The following is a 22,763-nucleotide window of genomic DNA, read 5'->3' on the forward strand; positions in this document are numbered from 1 at the left end:
TTCTCGGCGTTCATCGAGGTCAGCTCCCACCCCGTCCTCGGCGTCGGCATCCAGGAGACCGCCGAAGCGCTCGACCGGAACGTCATGACCGTCGGGTCGCTGCGCCGCGACGAAGGCGGCTGGGACAAGTTCCTGTCATCGGCGGGAGAAGCGTTCACCCGGGGCATCGCGGTGGACTGGTCCCGGGCCTGCGCGGGCGGCCGGTGGACGGACGTCCCGACCTACGCGTTCCAGCGGCAGCGGTTCTGGCTCGAACCCGCCGCCCGCACCGCAGGCGACGTGACGGCGGCCGGGCTCGGCCAGGTCGACCACCCGCTGCTCGGCGCGGTCGTGGAACTGGCCGGCGACCAGGGCGGACTTGTCCTGACCGGCAGCGTCTCCCGCAAGACGCACCCGTGGCTAGCGGACCACGCGGTGCTGGGCACCGTCCTGCTGCCGGGCACGGCGTTCGTGGAACTGGCGATCACCGCCGCCGACCGCGCCGGATACGCCCGCGTCGAAGACCTGACGCTCTCCGCGCCGCTCGCCGTCCCCGAGCAGGGGGACGTCCAGATCCAGGTCGTCGTCGGCCCGGTGGGGGAGACCGGCCACCGCGAGGTCTCCATCCACTCCCGCGACGACGCCGACGCTCCGTGGACGCTGCACGCGTCCGGCGTCCTGGCCCAGGAGCCGAACAGCGCTCCCGCGCTGACCCAGTGGCCCCCGGCGGACGCGATCGAACTCGACGTCGACTACGCCCATGTGGCCGAGCGCGGCTACGACTACGGCCCGACGTTCCAGGGCCTCCAACGCGTGTGGAAGCGCGGCGACGAAATCTTCGCCGAAGTGGCGCTGGACGAACCAGCGGACGCGTTCGCCGTCCACCCCGCCCTCCTGGACGCCGCCCTCCACCCGCTCCTCCCCGGCATCGCAGGAAAAGACCGGGACCTCAGCCTCCCGTTCGCCTGGTCCGACGTCCAAGTCCACGCCACCAACGCCACCCACCTGCGCGTCCACCTGACCCCCACCGGAACCGACGGCCACGCCCTGCACGCCGCCGACGCGACCGGCGCGCCCGTCGTCACCGCCGGTTCCCTGCTCTCCAGGCCCGTCGACATCACGGCGCTCCAGCGCGCCGCGACCACCTCCGACGACGCGTTGCTGCAGGTCACCTGGGTCGCAGCGCCGCTCGGCGAGCCGTCCGCCGACCGGCCCGCGATCGCGGTCCTCGGCGCGGGCTCCCTGGACGGCCTCCCCGACGCCCGCCGCCACGAGAACCTGGCGGCGCTGCCCGACCCCGTCCCCGCCTGGGTGATCGCCGCGGCCCCCGCCGCTCCCGGGCGGGACGTCGCCTCGGACGTGCGGTCGGTGACGTCCGGCGTCCTCGCGCTGGTGCAGGAGTGGCTGGCCGAGGAAAGGTTCACCGGCTCCCGCCTGGTCGTCGTCACCCGGAACGCGGTCCGCGCGTCGGACGCCGACGTGGTGGAGCTGGCGTCGTCCGGGATCTGGGGCCTGCTGCGGACCGCGCAGACCGAGAACCCCGGCCGGATCGTCCTCGCGGACGTGGACGACGCGTCGTGGGACGCGTTCCCGGCGGCCGTGGCGACCGGCGAACCGCAGTTCGCGCTGCGCGGCGGCGCCGCGCTGGTCCCGCGCGTCGCGCGCGCCTCGGCGCCGGGCGAGCCGGTGGCGTGGCGCGCCGACGGCACCGTCCTGATCACCGGCGGGACGGGCGGGCTCGGCGCGCTGACCGCCCGGCACCTCGTCGCCGAGCACGGCGTGCGGAGCCTGCTGCTGGTCAGCCGCCGGGGCCTGGACGCGCCCGGCGCGGCGGACCTGCGCGACGAGCTGCGGGGCCTCGGCGCGACCGTGACCGTGGCGGCGGGCGACGTGGCCGACCGCGACGAGTTGTCGATGATCCTGGCGACGATCCCGGAGGACCGCCCGCTGACGGCCGTCGTCCACACGGCCGGGGTCCTGGACGACGGCGTGTTCGGCTCCCTCACCCCCGACCGCCTGGCCGCGGTGTTCCGCCCGAAGGTCGACGCGGCCTGGAACCTGCACCGGCTCACCCGGGACGCGGACCTGTCGGCGTTCGTCCTCTACTCCTCGTTCGCGGGCGTGCTGGGCTCCGCCGGGCAGGCCAACTACGCGGCGGCGAACACCTTCCTGGACGCCCTCGCCGAGCACCGCCGCGCGCTGGGCCTGCCCGCGACGTCCCTCGCCTGGGGGTTCTGGGCGGAGTCCAGCGGGATGACCGGCCACCTCGGCGCGGTGGAGCGGCGGCGCCTGTCCCGTGACGGCATCGTCCCGCTGCCGTCGCGGCGCGGCCTCGACCTGTTCGACCGCGCCCTGGCGCTGGACGGGGCGCTCGCCGCGCCCGCCCACGTCGACGTCGCGGGGCTGCGGGCGCGCGGCGAGGTCCCGGCGATCCTGCGCGGACTCGTCCACGGCGCGTCCCGCCGGACCGCCGCGCCGGGCCGTCCCGCGCCGGGCCCGTCGCTCGCCGAACGCCTCGCCGGCCTGACCGCCGACGAGCGCGTCCACCACCTGACCGATCTCGTGCGGGCCGAGGCCGCCGCCGTCCTCGGCCACGCCGGACGGGACGCGGTGGGCCGCGACCGGGCCTTCAAGGAACTCGGCTTCGACTCGCTGACGGCGGTCGAGCTGCGGAACCGGCTGAACGCCCTGACCGGGCTGCGCCTCCCAGCCGCGCTCGTCTTCGACCACCCGACCCCGCACGCCGTCGCGGGCCATCTCGCCGCCCAGTTCCCCGCCACCGGCGGCTCCTCGCCCGCCGAGGAGATCGCGCGGTGGGAGGCGTCGCTGTGGTCGGCGCCCGCCGGGATCTCCGACCACGACGAGATCGCCGACCGGCTGGAGCAGATCGTCGTGCGGCTGCGCGGGACGGCGCGCAAGAAGCCAACCGGCGCGGCCGACGACATCACGACCGCGCCCGTCGAGGACCTTCTCGACCTCATCGACGAGGAGTTCAACCTTTCGTAGCCCCCCGCCCGTCCAGCCCGACGAGGAAGTGCAGTGATGCCGGAACAGCAGCAGGAACGGGTCGTCGAGTATCTGCGGCGGGTCACCGCCGACCTCCGCCGCGCGCACCGGCGCATCGAGGAGATGGAGTCCGGCGGACGCGAGCCGATCGCGATCGTCGGCATGGCGTGCCGGTTCCCCGGCGGCGTCCGGTCGCCGGAGGACCTGTGGGACCTGGTCGCGGACGGCCGGGACGTGATCGCCCCGTTCCCCGGCGACCGCGGCTGGGACCTGGACACCCTCTACGACCCCGACCCGGAGACGTCCCGCACCTCCTACGCCCGGGACGGCGGGTTCCTCTACGACGCGGCCGAGTTCGACGCGGACTTCTTCGGCATCTCGCCGCGTGAGGCGCTGGCCATGGACCCGCAGCAGCGGCTCCTGCTGGAGACGGCCTGGGAGACCTTCGAACGCGCGGGCATCGACCCCGCGACGCTGCGCGGCGGCGACACCGGCGTGTTCATCGGCGCGACGGCGCAGGAGTACGGGCCGCGCGTCCAGGCCGCGCCGAGGATCGTCGAGGGCACCCTGCTGACGGGCAGCACGCTGAGCGTCATGTCGGGCCGGATCGCCTACCAGATGGGGTTCGTCGGCCCGGCCGTGACGGTGGACACGGCGTGCTCGTCGTCGCTGGTGGCGCTGCATCTCGCGGTGCAGGCGCTGCGGTCGGGCGAATGCTCGGCGGCCCTCGCCGGCGGCGTCGCGGTGATGTCCACGCCCGCCGGTTTCATCGAGTTCTCCCGGCAGCGCGGGTTGTCGGCGGACGGGCGGTGCAAGGCGTTCGCCGCGTCGGCGGACGGCACCGGCTGGGGCGAGGGCGTCGGGCTGCTGCTGGTGGAGCGGTTGTCGGACGCGCGGCGTCTGGGCCACCGGGTGCTGGCGGTGGTGCGCGGGTCGGCGGTGAACCAGGACGGCGCATCCAACGGGCTGACGGCGCCCAACGGCCCGTCGCAGCAGCGCGTGATCCGTCAGGCGCTCGCGAACGCGCGGGTCGCGGCGGCCGACGTGGACGCGGTCGAGGCCCATGGCACCGGCACCCGGCTGGGCGACCCGATCGAGGCCGAGGCGCTGCTCGCGACGTACGGGCAGGGGCGGGCGGAGGACCGTCCGCTGTGGCTGGGGTCGCTGAAGTCGAACATCGGTCACACGCAGGCGGCTGCCGGTGTGGCGGGCGTGATCAAGATGGTGATGGCGATGCGGCACGGCGTCCTGCCGCAGACCTTGCACGTGGACGAGCCGACCCCGCACGTGGACTGGTCGATCGGTTCGCTGAAGCTGCTGACCGAAGCGCGCGACTGGCGGGCGGACGCCGACCGGCCCCGGCGGTGCGCGGTGTCGGCGTTCGGCATCAGCGGGACCAACACCCACGTGATCCTGGAGCAGGCCGAGCCGTCGCCCGCCGCGCCGGAGCCCGGGGCGTCCCCGGCCCTTGTGCCGTGGGTCGTGTCGGGTCGCTCGGCGGCGGCGGTGCGCGCCCAGGCGGCGCGGCTCGCCGCGTTCGCGGACGACGGCGTCCGCCCGGTGGACGTGGCGTGGTCGCTCGTCACCGAGCGGTCGTCGTTCGAGCACCGCGCCGTCGTCGTGGGCGCGGACCGGGACGAACTCCGGGCCGGACTGGAGAGCCTGGCGGCCGGCGGTCCCGCGGCGAACGTCGTCACGGGATCGGTGGTCGACGGTCGGCTCGGCATCATCTTCACCGGCCAGGGCTCCCAGCGCGCCGGGATGGGCGCGCGGCTGGCGGACGCGTTCCCGGTGTTCGCGGCGGCGCTCGAGGAGGTGTGCGAACGGGCAGACGCGTTGCTGGGGCGCTCGTTGCGCGAGGTGATCGCTTCGGGCGCGGAGCTGGGGGAGACCCGGTTCACCCAACCGGCATTGTTCGCCGTCGAGGTCGCGTTGTTCCGCCTGGTCGAGTCGTGGAGGCTCCGGCCCGATTTCGTGGCGGGCCATTCGATCGGCGAGATTTCGGCCGCGCATGTGGCCGGGCTGATCGGGCTTGATGACGCCGTCCGGCTGGTGGCCGCGCGCGGTGAACTGATGCAGCGGTTGCCGTCGGGCGGCGCGATGCTGGCCGTGGAGGCGGGCGAGGACGAGGTCGCGGCCCTTCTGGACGGCCGTGAGCGGGTCGGGATCGCGGCGGTGAACGGGCCTGCGGCGGTCGTGCTCTCGGGTGACGAGACGGTCATCGCGGAAATCGAGGCAAACCTGCGCGCCGAGGGCCGCCGCGTGAAGCGCCTGACGGTCAGCCACGCGTTCCATTCGCCGCTGATGGACCCGATGCTGGCGGACTTCCGTAACGCACTGAAAGGCATCGCGTTCGGTCGGCCCGCGATTCCGCTGGTGTCGGCAGTGACCGGGCGGCTCGCGGAACCGGACGAGATCGGTTCGGTGGAGTACTGGGTCCGGCACGTCCGCGAACCCGTCCGGTTCCTGGACGCCGTCCGCACGCTGGAAGCCGAAGGCGTCACCACGCTGCTGGAGCTGGGTCCCGACGCCGTCCTGTCGGGCCTGGCGGCCGACTGCGTGGACGACCCCGGACGCGTGTCCGCCGTTCCCATCCTGCGCGCCGACCGCGCCGAGCCCGCCGCCGCGCTCACGGCGCTCGCCGCGCTGCACGTCCGCGGCATCGCGCCGGACTGGACGGCGTACTTCGCCGACGCCGCACCCCGCCCCGTCGACCTGCCCACCTACGCCTTCCAGCGCCGCCGCTACTGGCTCGACGCCCCCGAGACCGCCGCGCGCACGGGAACGGCGTACGTCCCCGACGGCCCGTCCGCGGAACCGGAGCCCGAACCGGCGTCCGCGCTGCACGAGCGGATCGCCGGCCTGGCGGGCGCCGACCTGGACCGGGCGCTGCTGGAGTTCGTCCGCCCGTACGTCGCCGCCGTGCTCGGCTACGGCGACCCCGGCGACCTCGACCCCGGCGGCGCCTTCGCCGAACTCGGCCTCACCTCCGCCAACGCCGTCGAGCTGCGCACCCGCCTCGGCGCCGCGACCGGCCTGAAGCTCCCCGCCACGCTCGCCTTCGACGCGCCGACCACCCGGGACGTCGCCGCGCACCTGAAGCACCTGCTGGCCGGGGCGGACCCCGCCGTGGACGGCCCGGTCGCGCGGACGGCCGACGAAGACGAGCCGATCGCGATCGTCGGCATGTCCTGCCGCTACCCCGGCGGCGCCACGTCTCCCGAGGAACTGTGGCGGCTGGTCGCGGACGGGGTCGACGCCGTCACGCCGTTCCCCGGCGATCGCGGCTGGGACGTCGACTCCCTCTACGACCCCGACCCCGAGCGCTCCGGCAAGGCGTACACGCGCGAGGGCGGGTTCCTGCACGACGCGGGCGAGTTCGACCCGGCGTTCTTCGGCATCTCGCCGCGCGAGGCGCTGGCGATGGACCCGCAGCAGCGGCTCCTGCTGGAGACGGCGTGGGAGACGTTCGAACGGGCGGGCATCGACCCGGCCGCGCTGCGCGGCACGCCGACCGGCGTCTTCGTCGGCGCGTCCTGGCAGGCGTACGGGCCGCAGTTCCAGGACGCCCCCGAGAGCGTCGAGGGACGGCTGCTGACCGGCAACGCGCCGAGCATCATGTCCGGCCGCGTCGCCTACGAGTTCGGGTTCACCGGCCCCGCCCTGACCATCGACACCGCGTGCTCGTCGTCACTGGTCGCGCTGCACCTCGCGGTGCGGGCCCTGCGGTCGGGCGAGTGCGACCTGGCCCTGACCGGCGGCGTGACGGTCATGTCCACGCCCGGCTCGTTCATCGAGTTCTCCCGGCAGCGCGGCCTGTCCCCGGACGGCCGCTGCAAGGCGTTCGCCGCGTCGGCGGACGGCACGGACTTCGCCGAAGGCGTCGGGCTGCTGCTGGTGGAGCGGCTGTCGGAGGCGCGCCGCCGGGGCCACCGCGTCCTGGCGGTGGTGCGCGGGACGGCGGTGAACCAGGACGGCGCGTCCAACGGGCTCACCGCGCCGAACGGCCCGTCGCAGCAGCGCGTCATCCGGCAGGCGCTGGCCGACGCGCGTCTCGGCGCCGGGGACGTGGACGCGGTCGAGGCCCACGGCACCGGGACCACGCTCGGCGACCCGATCGAGGCCGAGGCGCTGCTCGCGACGTACGGGCGGGACCGGGCGGACGACCGTCCGCTCTGGCTCGGGTCGCTGAAGTCGAACATCGGCCACAGCCAGCACGCGTCCGGCGTGGCGGGCGTGATCAAGATGGTGATGGCGATGCGGCACGGCGTCCTGCCGCGGACGCTCCACGTGGACGAGCCGACGCCGCATGTGGACTGGTCCGCCGGGGCCGTCGAACTGCTGACCGAGCCGCGCGACTGGCCCGACACGGGCCGCGCCCGCCGGGCGGGCGTCTCGTCCTTCGGGTTCAGCGGGACGAACGCCCACGTGATCCTGGAACAGGCCGAGCCGGACGCCGCGCCGATCTCCGGCGAGGCGCCGGAGATCGTGCCGTGGGTGGTGTCGGCGCGGTCGGAGGCGGCGGTCCGGGCGCAGGCGTCGCGTCTCGCCGCGTTCGTCCGCGCCGACGACGGGCTGCGGCCGGTCGATGTGGCGTGGTCGCTGGCGTCGGGCCGGTCGGTCTTCGACCATCGCGCCGTCGTGACGGGCGCCGACGGGCGGGAACTGCTCGCGGGCCTGGACGCGCTGGCGTCGGGTGCGACGCCCGTCCGCACGGCCGCGTCCACCGGCCGCGTGGCGTGGGTGTTCCCGGGCCAGGGGGCGCAGTGGGCGGGGATGGGCGCGGACCTTCTGGAGCAGTCCCCGGTGTTCGCCGAGGCGCTGGCCGAGATCTCTTCGGCCGTGCAGGAGTTCGCGGGCTGGTCGGTCCTGGACGTGATCCGCCAGGTTGAGGATGCCCCGTCGATGGATCGGGTGGACGTCGTGCAGCCGGTCTCGTTCGCGGTCATGGTCGCGCTCGCACGCCTGTGGGAGTCGCTGGGCGTCACCCCGGACGCCGTCATCGGTCACTCGCAGGGCGAGATCGCCGCTGCCTGCGTGGCGGGCGGGCTGACCTTCCGGGACGCGGCACGCGTGGTGGTCCTCCGCAGCCAGCTGATCGCGGCCGTCCTGGCGGGTCGCGGCGCGATGGCGTCGGTCGCGTCGCCCGCCGATCACGTGCAGGAACGGCTGTCGGGGTCGGTGCAGATCGCGGTCGTCAACGGCCCCGGCTCGGTCGTCGTCGCCGGGGATCCCACCGAGCTGGAAGCGGTCTTGACGGCGCTGGAGTCCGAAGGGACACGCGTCCGCCGCCTCCCGGTCGACTACGCCTCCCACTCCGCACAGGTGGAAGCCATCGAGACCGATCTGCTGACCGTTCTAGGGGATCTCGAACCTCAAAAGCTGCGTATCCCGATGCTGTCGTCGGTGACGGCCGATTGGCTCGGTGACTCGCCGTTGGACGGCGCGTACTGGTATCGGAACCTGCGGCAGACCGTCCGTTTCCAGGACGCGACCACGGCCCTGATCCAGGACGGCTTCTCGGCGTTCATCGAGGTCAGCTCCCACCCCGTCCTCGGCGTCGGCATCCAGGAGACCGCCGAAGCGCTCGACCGGACCGTGGCGACGATCGGGTCGCTGCGCCGCGACGAAGGCGGATGGGACACGTTCCTGTCCTCGGCGGGACAAGCGTTCACCCACGGCGTCGCGGTGAACTGGCCGCAGGTCTGCGCGGCCGGCCGACGGGTCGACCTGCCCACCTACGCCTTCCAGCGGCAGCGGTTCTGGCTCGAACCCGGCCCCCGCGCCGTCGCAGACGTGACCGCCGCCGGACTCAACGACGTCGACCACCCCCTGCTCGGCGCGGCCGTCGAACTGGCCGCCGACCAGGGCCTCGTCCTCACCGGCAGCGTGTCGCTCAAGACCCATCCCTGGCTGGCCGACCACGCGCTCCTGGACACGATCACCGTCCCCGGCACGGTGTTCCTGGAGCTGGCGGTCACCGCGGCCGACCGGGTCGGATACGGCCGCGTCGAAGACCTCACGCTGGCCGCGCCGCTCGCCGTCCCCGAGCAGGGCGACGTCCGGCTCCAGGTCGTCGTCGGCCCGGCGGACGGGACGGACCGCCGCACCGTGGAGATCCACTCCCGCACCGACGACCGGGACGCCTGGACGCTCCACGCCTCCGGCCTGCTCGCCGAGACGCCGGCCACGGCCGCGCCGCTCGCCGAGTGGCCCCCGGCCGACGCCCGCGAGTCCGACGTGGACGACCTCTACGCGCGCGCCGCCGAACAGGGCCACGGGCGCGGACCCGCCTTCGCGGCCGTCCGCCGGATCTGGCGGCGCGGCGAGGAGACCTTCGCCGAACTCGCGCTCCCGGAACCGGACGCCGAGCAGCCCGGCGCCGCGTCCTACCTACTGCACCCGGCGCTGTGGGACGGGCTCGCGCAGCCGCTCCTGCCGCGCGGGCTGCCCGCCGCCTTCACCGACGTCAGCGTGCTCGCGACCGGCGCGTCCCGGCTGCGCCTGCGGCTGGAACCGGCCGGCCCGGACACGGTCCGGCTGACGGCGGCGGACGACACCGGAACGCCGGTGGTCACGGCCGGATCGGTCCGCCTGCGCGCGGTCACGCCCGAGGAGGCGCGCCCCGACCGAAACGGAACATTGTTCCGGCTCGACTGGGTGCCCGCGTCCGAGAGCGCCGCGCCGTCCGGACCCGCGAACTGGGCCGTCCTCGGCGACACCGCGCTCGCCGCGGCGCTGGACGCCGACGCGTACGCCGACCTCGGCGCGCTGCTCACCGCGACGGCCGGCCGGGAGGTGCCCGAAACTGTGGTTCTGCCCGTCGCGGCACCGGCGTCCGGCGACGTTCCCGCGGACGTCCGCCGGGCGGCGGGCGCGGTCCTCGACCAGGCGAAGACCTGGCTGGACGCCGGGGAGTTCGCGGACGCGCGGCTCCTCGTCGTCACCCGGAACGCCGCCGCCGATCCGGCGGGCGCGGCCGTCCACGGCCTGCTGCGCAGCGCGGCGGCGGAGAACCCCGGCCGGTTCGCGCTGGCCGACGTGGACGACGACGACCGCTCCGTCCGCGCCCTGCGCGCCGTCGCCGAACCGCAGACGATGATCCGTGCCGGGACGATCCTCGTCCCCCGCCTTGCGCGGGAGACGGAGGAACCCGGCACCCCGCCGCAGTGGGGCGACGGCACGGTCCTGATCACCGGCGGCACCGGCGGGCTCGGCGCACTCGCGGCACGGCATCTGGTGACCGAACACGGCGTGCGGGACTTGCTGCTGGTGAGCCGACGCGGCCCGGACGCACCGGGCGCCGGGGACCTTCGCGACGAGCTGACGGCGCTGGGCGCCCGGGTGACGATCGCGGCGGCCGACGTCGCCGACCGGGACGAACTGGCCGCGCTCCTGGCCGACGTCCCGCTGTCCGCCGTGATCCACACGGCGGGCGTGCTGGACGACGGCGTGCTCGGCTCCCTCACCGCCGACCGCCTCGACACCGTCTTCCGCCCCAAGGTCGACGCCGCGTGGCACCTGCACGAACTCACCCGGGACCGCGACCTGTCCGCGTTCGTCCTCTACTCCTCGGTCGCGGGCCTGCTGGGCGGCGTCGGCCAGGGCAACTACGCGGCGGCCAACGCGTTCCTGGACGCGCTCGCCGAGCACCGCCGCGCCCGCTGCCTCCCCGCCGTGTCCCTCGCCTGGGGCCTGTGGGGACGGGCCGGCGGGATGCTCGGCGGCCTGGCCGAGGCCGACTTCCGCCGCATGGCGAGGGCCGGGATCCAGCCGCTGGCCGACGACGCGGGCATGGCCCTGTTCGACGCGGCCACGGCGTCGTCCCGGGCCGTCCTCGCGCCCGCGCGGCTGGACGTCCGGGCGCTGCGCGCGCAGGGCGCGAACCTTCCGCCGCTGCTGCGCGGCGTCGCGGGCCCGATGGTCGTGCGCCGCGCGGCCGTGACGCTCGGCGGCGGCGACGGCGGCCCTGACCTGCGGACCCGGCTCGCCGGCCTCGCCCGCGACGAGAGCCGCCGCGTCCTCGCCGACCTCGTCCGCACGCAGGTCGCGGCGGTGCTCGGGCATCCCGACGCCCGGCTCGTCGACGGCGGCCGGGAGTTCCAGGCGCTCGGGTTCGACTCGCTGACCGCCGTCGAGCTGCGCAACCGGCTCCGCGCCGCGACCGGCCTGCCGCTGCCCACGACCCTCGCCTTCGACCACCCGACCCCGGACGCCCTCGCCGACTACCTCGGGACCCGCGTCCTGCCGGACGGGCCGCCCGAGAGCGACGAGGAGACCCGGATCCGCCGGATCCTCACGAGCATCCCGGTCAGCCGGTTCCGCCGGGCGGGCCTGCTGGACATGGTCCTCCAGCTCGCCGACGCCGACCCGGAGACCGACCCGCGCACCGCCGCGCCGGACGCCGGAGCGCCGTCCGCCATCGACGAGCTGGACGAGGAGAGCCTGCTGAAGCTCGCCATCGAAGGCTCGGGGGCCTGATGACGACGCACGCCGTGCGAAGGGAGACACCATGACCGCGTCCACCGACCAGTACGTCCAGGCCCTGCGATCGTCGCTCAAGGAGATCGAACGGCTGAAGGAGCAGAACCGGCGGCTCGTCGCGGCGACGGTCGAGCCCGTCGCGGTCGTCGCGATGGCGTGCCGCTTTCCCGGCGGCGTCCGGTCCCCGGAGGACCTGTGGCGGCTCGTCGCCGACGGCGGCGACGCGGTCGCGTCCTTCCCCGCGGACCGGGGCTGGCCCGCCGACCTCTACGATCCCGATCCCGCCGCGCCCGGGCGGACGAACACCAAGGAAGGCGGTTTCGTCTACGACGCGACCGAGTTCGACGCGGGCTTCTTCGGCATCTCGCCGCGTGAGGCGCTCGCGATGGACCCGCAGCAGCGGCTGCTGCTGGAGATCGCGTGGGAGACGGTGGAACGGGCGGGGATCGACCCGGCGTCCCTGCGCGGCAGCCGGACGGGCGTGTTCGTCGGCGGCAACGGCCAGGACCACCCGCTGCACCTGCTCACGACCGCACCCGACGAGGTCGAGGGCTTCGTGCTCACCGGCAACGCGGCGAGCGTCGCCTCGGGCCGGATCGCGTACCAGCTGGGGTTGATCGGCCCGGCGCTGACCGTGGACACGGCCTGCTCGTCCTCGCTGGTCGCTCTCCACCTGGCGGTCCAGGCGCTCCGGTCGGGCGAATGCGATCTGGCCTTCGCGGGCGGGGTGACGATCATGGCGTCGCCCGCGGGGTTCATCGAGTTCAGCCGACAGGGCGGGCTCGCCGCGGACGGCCGCTGCAAGGCGTTCGCGGCGTCGGCCGACGGCACCGGCTGGGGCGAGGGCGCCGGGCTCCTGCTGGTGGAACGGTTGTCGGACGCGCGGCGCCTGGGCCACCAGATCCTGGCGGTCGTGCGCGGCTCGGCGGTCAACCAGGACGGCGCGTCCAACGGCCTGACCGCGCCCAACGGCCCGTCGCAGCAGCGCGTGATCCGCCAAGCGCTCGCCAACGCCGGACTGGACACCGCCGACATCGACGCGGTGGAAGCACACGGCACCGGAACGACGTTGGGCGATCCGATCGAGGCCGAAGCCCTGCTGGCGACCTATGGGCAGGGGCGGGCGGATCGTCCGCTGTGGCTGGGATCGGTGAAGTCGAACATCGGTCACACCCAGGCCGCCGCCGGTGTGGCAGGCGTGATCAAAATGGTGATGGCGATGCGGCACGGCGTCCTGCCGCGGACGCTTCACGTGGACGAGCCGACCCCGCATGTGGACTGGTCTGCCGGATCCGTCGAACTCCTCGCCGAAGCGCAGGAGTGGCCCGAGACCGGGACCGCTCGGCGGTGCGCGGTGTCGGCGTTCGGCGTCAGCGGAACCAACGCCCACGTCGTGTTGGAGCAGGGCGAACCCGCCGAACCCGACGCCGTCGCGGGCGACGCGCCCGCCCTGATCCCGTGGGCGGTGTCCGGCCGGACGGAGTCGGCGGTCCGTGCGCAGGCGGCGCGCCTCGCCGAGTTCGTCACCGCGCACGACGTCCGACCGGTCGATGTCGGCTGGTCCCTGGCGAACCGGCGGACCGCGTTCGAGCACCGCGCCGTCGTCGTGGGCGCGGACCGTCCGGAACTCCTGGCCGGGCTCGGCGCCCTGGCATCGGACGAGGCCGCACCGAACATCGTGTCGGGATCCGTGGTCGACGGCCGGCTCGGCATTGTGTTCACCGGCCAGGGCTCCCAGCGCGCCGGCATGGGCGAACGGCTCGCCGAGACGTTCCCGGTCTTCGCGGCAGCCCTGGACGACGTGTGCGAACGGGCGGACCCGCTGCTCGGCCGCTCCCTGCGCGAGGTGATCGCTTCCGGCGACGAGCTGGGGGAGACCCGGTTCACCCAACCGGCGCTGTTCGCCGTCGAGGTCGCGCTGTTCCGCCTGGTCGAGTCGTGGGGAGCCCGGCCCGATTTCGTGGCGGGCCATTCGATCGGCGAAATCGCCGCCGCCCATGTCGCGGGGATCATCGGCGTGGACGACGCCGTCCGGCTGGTCGTCGCACGCGGCGAACTGATGCAGCAGTTGCCCGCAGGCGGCGCGATGCTGGCCGTCGCGGCGGGCGAGCACGAGATCGCGGCCCTTCTGGAAGGCCGTGACCGGGTCGGCGTCGCGGCGGTGAACGGGCCTGCGGCGGTCGTGCTCTCAGGCGACGAGACGGTCATCGCGGAAATCGAAGAAAGCCTGCGCGCCGAGGGCCGCCGGGTGAAACGGCTGACAGTCAGCCACGCGTTCCATTCCCCGCTGATGGACCCGATGCTGGCGGAGTTCCAGAACGCATTGAAAGGCATCGCGTTCGACCGGCCCGCGATACCGCTGGTGTCAGCGGTGACCGGGCGGCTCGCCGATCCGGACGAGATCGGCTCGGCGGACTACTGGGTCCGGCACGTCCGCGAACCCGTCCGGTTCCTCGACGCCGTCCGCACCCTGGAGGACGAGAACGTCACGACCCTCCTGGAACTGGGTCCCGACGCCGTCCTGTCCGGCCTGGCGGCCGAGTGCACGGACGACCCGGAACGCATCCTCGCCGTCCCCGTCCTGCGCGCCGACCGCGACGAGCCCCGCGCCGCGCTCACGGCCCTCGCCGCACTGCACGTCCGCGGCGCCGCGCCCGACTGGACGGCGTACTTCGCCGACGCCGCGCCCCAGCCCGTCGACCTGCCCACCTACGCCTTCCAACGCCGCCGCTACTGGCTCGACACACCGGCGAACCGTCCGCGCCCCAAGCCCGCACTCGACACCGAGGAAGAGACCCCCGCACTACACGCCCCCGATCTCACCGCCGCCGACCGCGCGCGGCTGGTCGAGGACCGCGTCCGCGCCGCGCTCACCGCAGTCCTCGGCCTCACCGCCGCCGACCTCGACACCGGACGGGCGTTCGGCGACCTGGGCCTGACCTCCCTCACCGCCGCCGAACTGCGCACCCGGCTCAACAAGGCCACCGGCCTCCGCCTGCGCACCGCCGAGATCTTCGACCACCCGACCGTCCCCGCCCTCACCCGACACGTCACCGAACAGCTCGACCAAGGCCTGGCCGACCGGGATCGCCCGAGCGGCGACGCGCCGCTCGTCGCGATGTTCGCCCGGGCGTGCGCGGCGGGCCGGATCACGCAGGGCCTGGACCTGCTCGCCGCAGCCGCCGACCTGCGCGAACCCGCGTCGGCCGGGCCGCCGGAGCCCGTGCGCCTCGCAAGGGGGGCCGCGCCCGGCCTCGTCTGCCTGCCGTCCCTCGTGGCTCCCGCCACCCCCTACCAGTACGCGCGCTTCGCCGGGACGTTCCGGGACGCCAGGGACGTCACCGCGCTAGCCCCTACCGGATACCGCCCGGGCGAACACCTTCCCGAAACCCTGGAAAACGCGATCGAGATCCACACCGAGGCGGTCCGGCGGACCGCCGGGACCAATCCCTTCACGCTCGTCGGATATTCGTCCGGCGGCTGGCTCGCCCACGCGGTCGCCCACGCTCTGGAACGCGCGGGAAACGGGCCGGAGAACGTCGTCCTGCTGGACACCTACGTCCCCGGCGACCCGGGAATGGCCGAACTCCAGAGCAGGATCTACCGCGAACTCGTCGGCAAAGAGGAACTGCTCGGCCTCGTCGACGACGCGAAACTCGCCGCGATGGGCCGCTACCTCGCCCTGTTCGCGGACTGGACGCCGCAGGAGATCACCGCACCGACCCTGCTCGTCACCGCAGACGGAAGCACGGCGAGCTGGCCGCTGCCGCAGCACGCCGTCCCGGTGCCGGGCAGCCACACGACCATGATCGAAGACCACGCGGACGCCACCGCCGAGGCGGTCGCCCGGTGGCTGACCGGGCGGCCCGTCCCGTCCGGAACGGCGGAAAGGAACGCGCCTTGTCCGACACTGTGAGCGACGTCGACCTGCTGAGCTGGGAATTCGCCCAGGACCCGCATCTGCGCTACACCGAGATGCGCGCGGACCCCGGCGTGCGCAAACACGTCGTGAAAACGCTCGCCACCGAACTGAACGCGTGGGTGGTGACCGGTTTCGAGGACGCGCGGTCCCTGCTGGCCGACCCCCGGCTCGGCAAGGACGTCGAACGGCTCCGCGAGGTCATGACCGCCAACGCCGTCAACCCCGCCGACACCATCGCCCGGACCCCGCGCAGCATGCTTTTCAGCGACCCGCCCGACCACACGCGCCTGCGCAAACTGCTCGGCAACGTTTTTACGATGCGCCGCGTCGAGCGGCTGCGCCCGTGGATCGAGGAAGCCACCGACGGCCTTCTCGACGCCGTCCCGCCCGGCGAGGAATTCGACCTCGTCGAGCGGATCGCGATGGCATTGCCGACCTACGTCATCGGCCGCCTCCTCGGCGTCCCGCAGGAACGGCACGACGACTTCCGGGAGTGGAACGGCACGCTGGCCAGCCTGCACACCACCGCCGCCGAGAAGGTCGAGGCGCACCGGCGGACGTTCGCCTACCTCACCGACCTCATCGCCGAGAAGCGCCGCGACCCCGGCGACGACATCGTCTCCGCGCTCATCGCCGCCCAGGACGACGGCGGCCGGATCGCCGACGACGAGCTGCTGTCGTCCACGTTCCTGCTGATGAACGCCGGCTACGAGACGACGGCCCACATGATCGGCAGCGGCGCGCTGGCCCTGCTGCGCAACCCCGGCCAGCGTGAGCTGCTGCGCCGCGACCCCGGTCTCGTGCCCGGCGCGGTCGAGGAGTTCCTCCGCTACGAGAGCCCGCTCAACATGTCCACGATCCGCTACACGGCCGATCCCGTCGAGGTCGGCGACGTGACGATCCCCGCCGGCGAGATCGTCTTCGTCGCGCTGCTGGCCGCCAACCGCGACCCCGCCGCGTTCGAGGACCCCGACCGGTTCGACGTCACCCGCACCGGCCGGAGCCACCTGTCGTTCGGCCACGGCATCCACCACTGCATCGGCGCCCCGCTGGCCCGCATGGAGGGCGACATCGTCTTCCGCCGGCTCGTCACCCGCTTCGCGACCTGGGAACTGGCCGTCCCCGCCGCCGAGCTGCGCTGGAAGTACAGCGCGCAGTTCCGGGGGCTGGAACGGCTTCCCGTCCGCCTGTCCTGACCGCACGACCCCGTCACCGAAGGAGCAAGGAATGTCCAAGAAGATCGTCGAACTGTTCATCGAGGCCAGCGAGAAGTCCGACCTGGAGACCGCCCTCGGCCTGTTCGCCGACGGCGGCGTCTGGATCGACCCGGCCGGCAAGGTCTACCAGGGCGACGCGATCGAGCCCTACCTCGTCCAGCAGATCGACCTGCTCCACCAGTTCAACGCGCAGGGCGTCACGGTCAACTACAGCGAGGCCGTCGAGGCCGTCGCCGGCGACGAGGACTGGGTCTACCTCGCCGCGACCGTCAACCAGGCCGACGGCACCGAGATCCGCCGCTTCGTGGACGTCTTCAAGCTGCGCGACGGAAAGATCGTCGTCAAGGACGTCTTCAGCAAGGAGTGACCGCCCACCCACGCAGGAGGTCCCCCATGACCGCTCTCCCCGAACCCCTGAACTACCCGTTCAACAAGGTCGAGCGCCTGGAGTTCGACCCCGGCTACGCCGAGGCGCGCGCCCGGGACGGCCTGACGCGCGTCCAGCTGCCGTTCGGCGAGCCGACCTGGCTCGTCACGCGGTACGAGGACGTCAAGAGCATGCTGTCCGACACCCGGTTCAGCCGGCAGCAGGCCCTCGGCGAGGACGAGGCGCGGGTCCTCGCCTACACCCACCGTCCCGACACGCTGCTGAACCTCGACCCCCCGGTCCACACGAGGCTGCGCCGCGTCGTGTCCCGCGCGTTCTCCCAGCGCCGCATGGAACGGCTCCGGCCGCGGATCCAGGCCATCGCCGACGACCTGTTCGACGAGCTGCGCGACAAGGGCGGCCCGGCCGACCTGTTCGAGTCGCTGTTCCGCGGCATGCCCACGATGGTCATCTGCGAACTGCTCGGCGCGGACTTCGCGGACCGCCACGCGTTCCACCAGTGGGGCGTGACGCTCGCGTCCACGGCGTCGGCGGGGACCACGCCGGAGGACATCGCGCGCGCCGACGCCGAGCTGCGCGCCTACCTCGGCGAACTGGCCGCGCGCAAGCGGGAGGAGCCGGGCGAGGACCTGATGACCGTCCTCGTCGAGTCGCAGGACGGCGAGGACCCGCTGACGGAGAAGGACGTCATCGGCCTGGCCTGGTCGGTGCTGCTGGCGGGCATCGGCACCACCACCAACATGATGGCCAACTCCGCCTATCTCCTGCTCACGCTGCCCGAGCATTTCCGGCAGCTCAAAGAACGTCCGGACCTCGTGGAACCGGCCGTCGAGGAAATGCTGCGGCACACCCCGTTCACGGTCTCGGCGATGTTCCCGCGCCGGGCGGTCGTGGACGTCGAGCTGGGCGGGACGCTCGTGCGCGCGGGGGAGACCGTCCTCGCGTCCCTGATGGCGGCCAACCGGGACGAATCGGTCTTCGAGGACCCGGACCGCCTCGACTTCACCCGCGCGAACAACCCGCACCTCGCCTTCAGCCACGGCATTCACCACTGCCTCGGCTCCCAGCTCGCCCGCACCCAGCTCCAGGTCATGATCCACGGGCTGGTGGAACGGTTCCCCGGCCTGCGGCTGGTGCCCGACCAGGAGATCCCCTGGCGCTCCGGCGTGACGCTGCGGGGACCGGCCGGGCTGGTGGTCGACTGGTGAGCGCGGACGTGACCGCCGGGCCGTGGGACGTCGAGGTCGACCGGGCCGTGTGCATCGGGTCCGGGGTGTGCGCGGGCACCGTGCCCGGGCTGTTCCGGATCGAGTCGGGCCGTGCCCGCGCCGTCCGGGAGAACGGGGTCCCCGCCGACGACCTGATCGTCGACGCGGCCCTCAACTGCCCCGCGCTCGCCATCACCGTCCGGCAGGCCGGGACGGGCACGGTGATCGCGCCCGACGACGCGGACGGCGGGTGATAGCGGCAAAACAGCACTGATCTGGGCAATCGCGGCGCCGGCGCCGCACTATCGTTGCGGGAACTGTGGTCCTGCGAGTTAGCGTCTCGGCATGCGGTCGCGGACGGGGGTCCCTTTCCTTTCGTCCCGCGGTTCGTCCGAGAAGTCGATTCGTAAAGGAAATTGGCGATGACGAATTCGCCCCCCGACACCGGCACCGATACGGAGACCGGCGCCGCGGCGCAGGAACCCGGGAAACCGGCCGGCATCGCGCTCGCGCTGATTCCGCTCGCGATGGCCCAGTTGATGATCACCCTGGACTCGACGATCGTGTCGGTGGCGCTGCCGACCCTCCAGCCCGACGTCGGGCTCACCAACGCGGCGCGGGCCTGGACGGTCACCGGCTACACGGTGGCCTTCGGCAGCCTCCTGCTGCTCAACGGCCGTCTCGGCGACCTGATCGGCCGCAAACGCGCGCTGATCATCGGCGCGATCGGGTTCGCCGTCGTCTCGGGCGTCGCGGGCGCCGCGGTGAACGCCGCGATGTTCGTCGGCGCCCGCGCGCTCCAGGGCGCGTTCGCGGCCCTCATCGCGCCGTCCGCGCTCGCGTTGATCAGCACCACGTTCACCGAGCCGCGCCAACGCGGCCGGGCGCTCGGCGTCTACGCCGCGACCGCGATGGCCGGCGGCGGCGTCGGCCTGATCGTCGGCGGCGCGCTCACCGACTATCTGAGCTGGCGCTGGTGCATGTACGTCAACATCCCGATCGCCGCGGTCGTGGCGCTCGGGACGCTGTTCACCGTGGCCAGCCCGCCCCGGCACCCCGGCCTCAAACTCGACATCCCGGGCGCCGTCCTGGTCACGGTCGGGATGGTGGGCCTCATCTACGGGCTCGCCGAGGCGGGCGAGTCGGGCTGGGACTCGGGGAAGACCATCGGCGCCCTGATCGCCGGGGCGGCGCTCATCGCCGCCTTCGCGGCCTGGCAGGCGCGCACGGCGAGCCCGCTGCTGCCGCTGCGCGTCGTCCTGCACCGGAGCAGTTCGGCGTCCTTCCTCGCCATGATGATCTCGGCGTTCTGCACGTTCGGCATGATGCTCGGGATGACCTACCAGCTCCAGACGGTGCTGAACTACTCGCCGATGAAGGCCGGGTTCGCGTTCATCGGCTTCGTCGGCACCGCGGTGGTGTCGTCCACTCAGATCGGGCGGCGGCTCGTCACCCGGCTGCGGCCCGGCGTCATGATGGCGCTCGGGCTCGTCCTGTACGCGGTGGCGCTGCTGCTGGTCACCCGGCTGACGGTCGGCTCGTCGTACTGGGTCGACATCTTCCCGCCGATGGCGCTGATGGGCATCGGCGTCGGCATCCTCACCGTCCCGATCGTGGCGACCGTCATGGCCGAGGCCGACGCGCGCGACTCCGGCGTCGTCGCGGCCATCGTCAACACGATGCAGCAGGCGGGCGGCTCGGTCGGCGCGGCGCTGCTCAACACCATCTCCGTCAGCGCGGCGGCGGCCTTCGTCCGCGACGGACGCGGAGACGCGGTCGCCGCGTCCATCCACGGGTTCATCCTGTCGTCCCGGTGGAGCGCGGCCATCGCGATCGCCGGGGCCCTGATCGCCGTCGTCGCCGTCAACACGAAACTGCCCCGCAAGGAGTAGCGCGAAAGCGGGGCCGCGCCGACGGCCCCGCTTCCGCGCGCCGACGGCCTCAGCCGATCGCGACGATCCCCCGATGGTGCTTGGGGGACTCGATCTCGTCGATCAGCGCGACCGCCAGGTCCGCGTAGGAGAACACCGGCGCGCCCTCGACCACAGGCAGCGCCCGCTCGTCGCCGATCCGGTACTTCCCGGTCGCCTCCGCCTCGGTGTCCAGCGCGACCGGCGGCGGCGCGAGGACGAGCCAGTCGATCTCGGTGTCGGCGGCGCGCAGCACCTCCAGTTCCGCCAGATGGCCGAGCGAGAACGCGCGCGCCTCCGGGGGGAAGCCGGGCGTGTCCTGGACGAGCAGGCCCGGCTCCGCCTCCAGGTTGGTGCCGATCCCGACGAGCACGAGCCGCCGCACCCCGCTCTCGCCGAGGCCGCGCAGCAGGGCGCGCGCCGAGTCCGGGAAGAACTCCTCCACCGGTAGGTCCTGCTGGTAGGCGGCCTGGACGGCGGCGTCGTGCCCCGCCGACACCTCCGCGATGCGTTCGGCGTCCAGGGCGTTCCCGGACACGACCGTGACGTTCTCCCCGGCCAGATCCTCATGCGCGGCGTGGTCCCGCACGACCGCGGTGACCTCGTGACCCCGCCCGGCGGCCTCGGCGACCACGCGCCGGCCGGCCCGGCCGCCGGCCCCGAAGACGACAATCCTGCTCATGAAAAACCTCCGTCCGAAAAGCCCTCATCAGAAGGGCTGCCGGACGAACGGTAGTTCCGGGCGCCCTAGTTTCCGCAACGATAGTCGTGTAGGCTCGGAGGGTGACCGAGCCGCTTGATCCAGCCATGTTCGACGGATGCAGCGACATTGATTTGCCCATCCGGTTCCGCAACAAGTGGATGGGCAAGATCCTCCTGTGCCTCGAAGACGGCCGACGCCGGTACTCCGAACTGCAAATCCCGCTGAAGGGGATCACGCCCAAGGTGCTCGCCGAGTCGCTGCGCGCCTTGGAACGTGACGGAATGATCACGCGTATCGCATATCCCGGCATGCCGCCGCGCGTCGAATACGAGCTGACCGAGCTGGGCCGCTCCCTGCGCGAACCCCGCGAGGTCTGGTGCAAATGGGTCGACGCCCACGTGCACGAGCTGCTGCGCGCCCGGATGGAGGCCGAGGGCGACCTCCGCGACCTCAACGCGAGCTGACGCCCACCCGTCACCCCGTCCCACAACATGGCAACCCAGCCATCCCCGGGCGCGCCCCCGACAACCACTGGCCGCAGCACACACCGGCCACACCGCGCACCGCCCCGGCGGACGGCACGACGAACTCTGACGTCCGCGCCCCGGCACCGCGTCATCGCTACACGACGACCAAGCTGAGCCGCTGGCTGACCATGCCCCACTCCCACCGCAGGCGCAGGCCGCACCGAGGCGACCTCCGAGCGCGTGCACGAGGTCACCCGGCGAGTCCGGAACGTTCGTGCAGTTTCTCGGACCCCCGCAGCAATGCCACGGACACTGGAGCGAAAAGACCAGCTCGCCGAGAAGGCGGCACCGCGAGCGGGCGACAATAAATCCGTCAATGCGTGGCGGACGGACACTCGTAGCTCCGCCAAGCAGTGGGTGGCAGTCGAACCACGCTCTGTTCGCGACGGGACAGAAAGCCTCGGATCCCGCGCCCTCTCTAGATGGGGCCGTTCCACCCAGAACCGCAAGGGCAAGGGAACGTGCGCCGATGCTACGCAACCCCGAGCTACGCAGAAACCCCCAAAAACCCTGTACCGGAACTCCCAGGTCACCCGCCGAGAAAACGTCAGACCGCTTTCACGGGTCTGCCAGAAGGTGCTTTCCCTGCCAGCCCGATCTCGCACCGTCTGCAAACCCGCCCCCGGCCGCCGCGACGGCCCTGGCCGAACAGTCGATGAGCGCACCCGCGAAGAGCACAGCCGAGGCGAACACCCGCGAAGCGCGGAGCCAGGCAAGGGAACCGGACGGCAGAACACCTCCAGCCCCACGTCCGGACGACTCGCACGGCTATGGAGCGCGGAGGACACGTTGCGGCCCCGCATTCCAGCCCACGCAGCTCCCTGACACCAGAAAGCGCGCACACGGGAGCAACACCCTCCAACGCAACGCCAGCCGAACCGGCGCTGCAGGTGCCCCTGACCAGGCACCCGGCCGCGCCACCGCCCACACAAGCCCTGGCATCACGGACAAGACGCCTCCCACAGAGCCAAGATCCGACCCGAAACCAAGCTCCGCGCGGCCCGACCACCCCACGAGATGTAGGAAGACTGCTGGAGGGCAGGATCCCTGGGAGAGCGGCCTTGTACGCTCTCCCAGGAGGTAAGTGTGTCTGCTGAAGACCTTGAGAAGTACGAAACCGAGATGGAGCTGCAGCTCTACCGCGAGTACCGCGACGTGGTGGGCTTGTTCAGCTATGTGGTCGAGACGGAGCGCCGCTTCTACTTGACCAACTCGGTGGACCTACAGGTCCGCAACACCGACAACGGCGAGGTTTTCTTCGAGGTAGCGATGCAGGACGCCTGGGTCTGGGACATGTACCGCCCAGCACGCTTCGTCAAGAACGTCCGCGTAGTCACCTTCAAGGACGTCAACGTCGAAGAGATCGCCAAGAGCGACTTCGAACTCCCATCCACCGACTGACCCGCCACAGGCCCCAAG

11 protein-coding genes are annotated in these 22,763 nt (G+C 73.0%); 10 read left to right on the plus strand and 1 reads right to left on the minus strand.

The window, feature by feature from the left end; all coding sequences use genetic code 11:
• The 8 genes from GQ466_RS05670 to GQ466_RS05705 form a co-directional block, all read left to right on the plus strand.
• On the plus strand, window positions 1–2,985 hold a 2,985-nt coding region (locus GQ466_RS05670), incomplete at its 5' end, for a type I polyketide synthase (RefSeq protein ID WP_161101661.1).
• A 36-nt stretch (window positions 2,986–3,021) separates the two neighbouring features.
• On the plus strand, window positions 3,022–11,466 hold the full coding sequence (locus GQ466_RS31345) for a type I polyketide synthase (RefSeq protein WP_237417599.1): 8,445 nt from the start codon (window positions 3,022–3,024) through the stop codon (window positions 11,464–11,466).
• A 31-nt stretch (window positions 11,467–11,497) separates the two neighbouring features.
• The gene (locus GQ466_RS05680; protein ID WP_161101662.1) at window positions 11,498–15,385 is read left to right on the plus strand and encodes a type I polyketide synthase; all 3,888 of its coding nucleotides are present in this window, start codon (window positions 11,498–11,500) and stop codon (window positions 15,383–15,385) included.
• On the plus strand, window positions 15,370–16,587 hold the full coding sequence (locus tag GQ466_RS05685; RefSeq protein ID WP_202419979.1) for a cytochrome P450 family protein: 1,218 nt from the start codon (window positions 15,370–15,372) through the stop codon (window positions 16,585–16,587). The genes GQ466_RS05680 and GQ466_RS05685 overlap by 16 nt, the downstream gene beginning before the upstream one ends.
• Before the next feature lie 31 nt (window positions 16,588–16,618).
• Window positions 16,619–16,975 carry a nuclear transport factor 2 family protein gene (locus GQ466_RS05690; protein WP_161101663.1) on the plus strand — a complete coding sequence of 119 codons (357 nt, stop codon included), beginning with the start codon at window positions 16,619–16,621 and terminating at the stop codon, window positions 16,973–16,975.
• A gap of 26 nt (window positions 16,976–17,001) precedes the next feature.
• Entirely contained in the window at window positions 17,002–18,204 is a 1,203-nt protein-coding gene (locus tag GQ466_RS05695) for a cytochrome P450 (RefSeq protein WP_161101664.1), read from the plus strand.
• A complete protein-coding gene (locus GQ466_RS32225; protein ID WP_202419980.1) occupies window positions 18,201–18,458 on the plus strand; it encodes a ferredoxin in 258 nt (85 codons plus the stop codon). The genes GQ466_RS05695 and GQ466_RS32225 overlap by 4 nt, the downstream gene beginning before the upstream one ends.
• Before the next feature lie 168 nt (window positions 18,459–18,626).
• Window positions 18,627–20,096, plus strand: coding sequence for an MFS transporter (locus GQ466_RS05705; protein ID WP_161101665.1), 1,470 nt, complete (start codon window positions 18,627–18,629; stop codon window positions 20,094–20,096).
• A gap of 49 nt (window positions 20,097–20,145) precedes the next feature.
• On the opposite strand, the gene GQ466_RS05710 is transcribed toward GQ466_RS05705, so the two are convergent.
• Window positions 20,146–20,796, minus strand: coding sequence for an NAD(P)-dependent oxidoreductase (locus tag GQ466_RS05710; protein WP_161101666.1), 651 nt, complete (start codon window positions 20,794–20,796; stop codon window positions 20,146–20,148).
• Window positions 20,797–20,897: 101 nt separating this feature from the next.
• Here GQ466_RS05710 and GQ466_RS05715 point away from each other — a divergent pair, with 101 nt between their 5' ends.
• Together GQ466_RS05715 and GQ466_RS05720 are read left to right on the plus strand one after the other, a co-directional pair.
• On the plus strand, window positions 20,898–21,281 hold the full coding sequence (locus tag GQ466_RS05715; RefSeq protein WP_161101667.1) for a winged helix-turn-helix transcriptional regulator: 384 nt from the start codon (window positions 20,898–20,900) through the stop codon (window positions 21,279–21,281).
• A gap of 1,149 nt (window positions 21,282–22,430) precedes the next feature.
• Window positions 22,431–22,745 (plus strand): DUF2469 family protein, encoded by a 315-nt coding sequence (locus GQ466_RS05720; RefSeq protein WP_161101668.1) that lies wholly within the window; start codon window positions 22,431–22,433, stop codon window positions 22,743–22,745.
• The last annotated feature ends 18 nt before the right edge of the window (window positions 22,746–22,763 follow it).

This window comes from Actinomadura rayongensis (assembly GCF_009831215.1).
GTDB lineage: Bacteria > Actinomycetota > Actinomycetes > Streptosporangiales > Streptosporangiaceae > Spirillospora > Spirillospora rayongensis.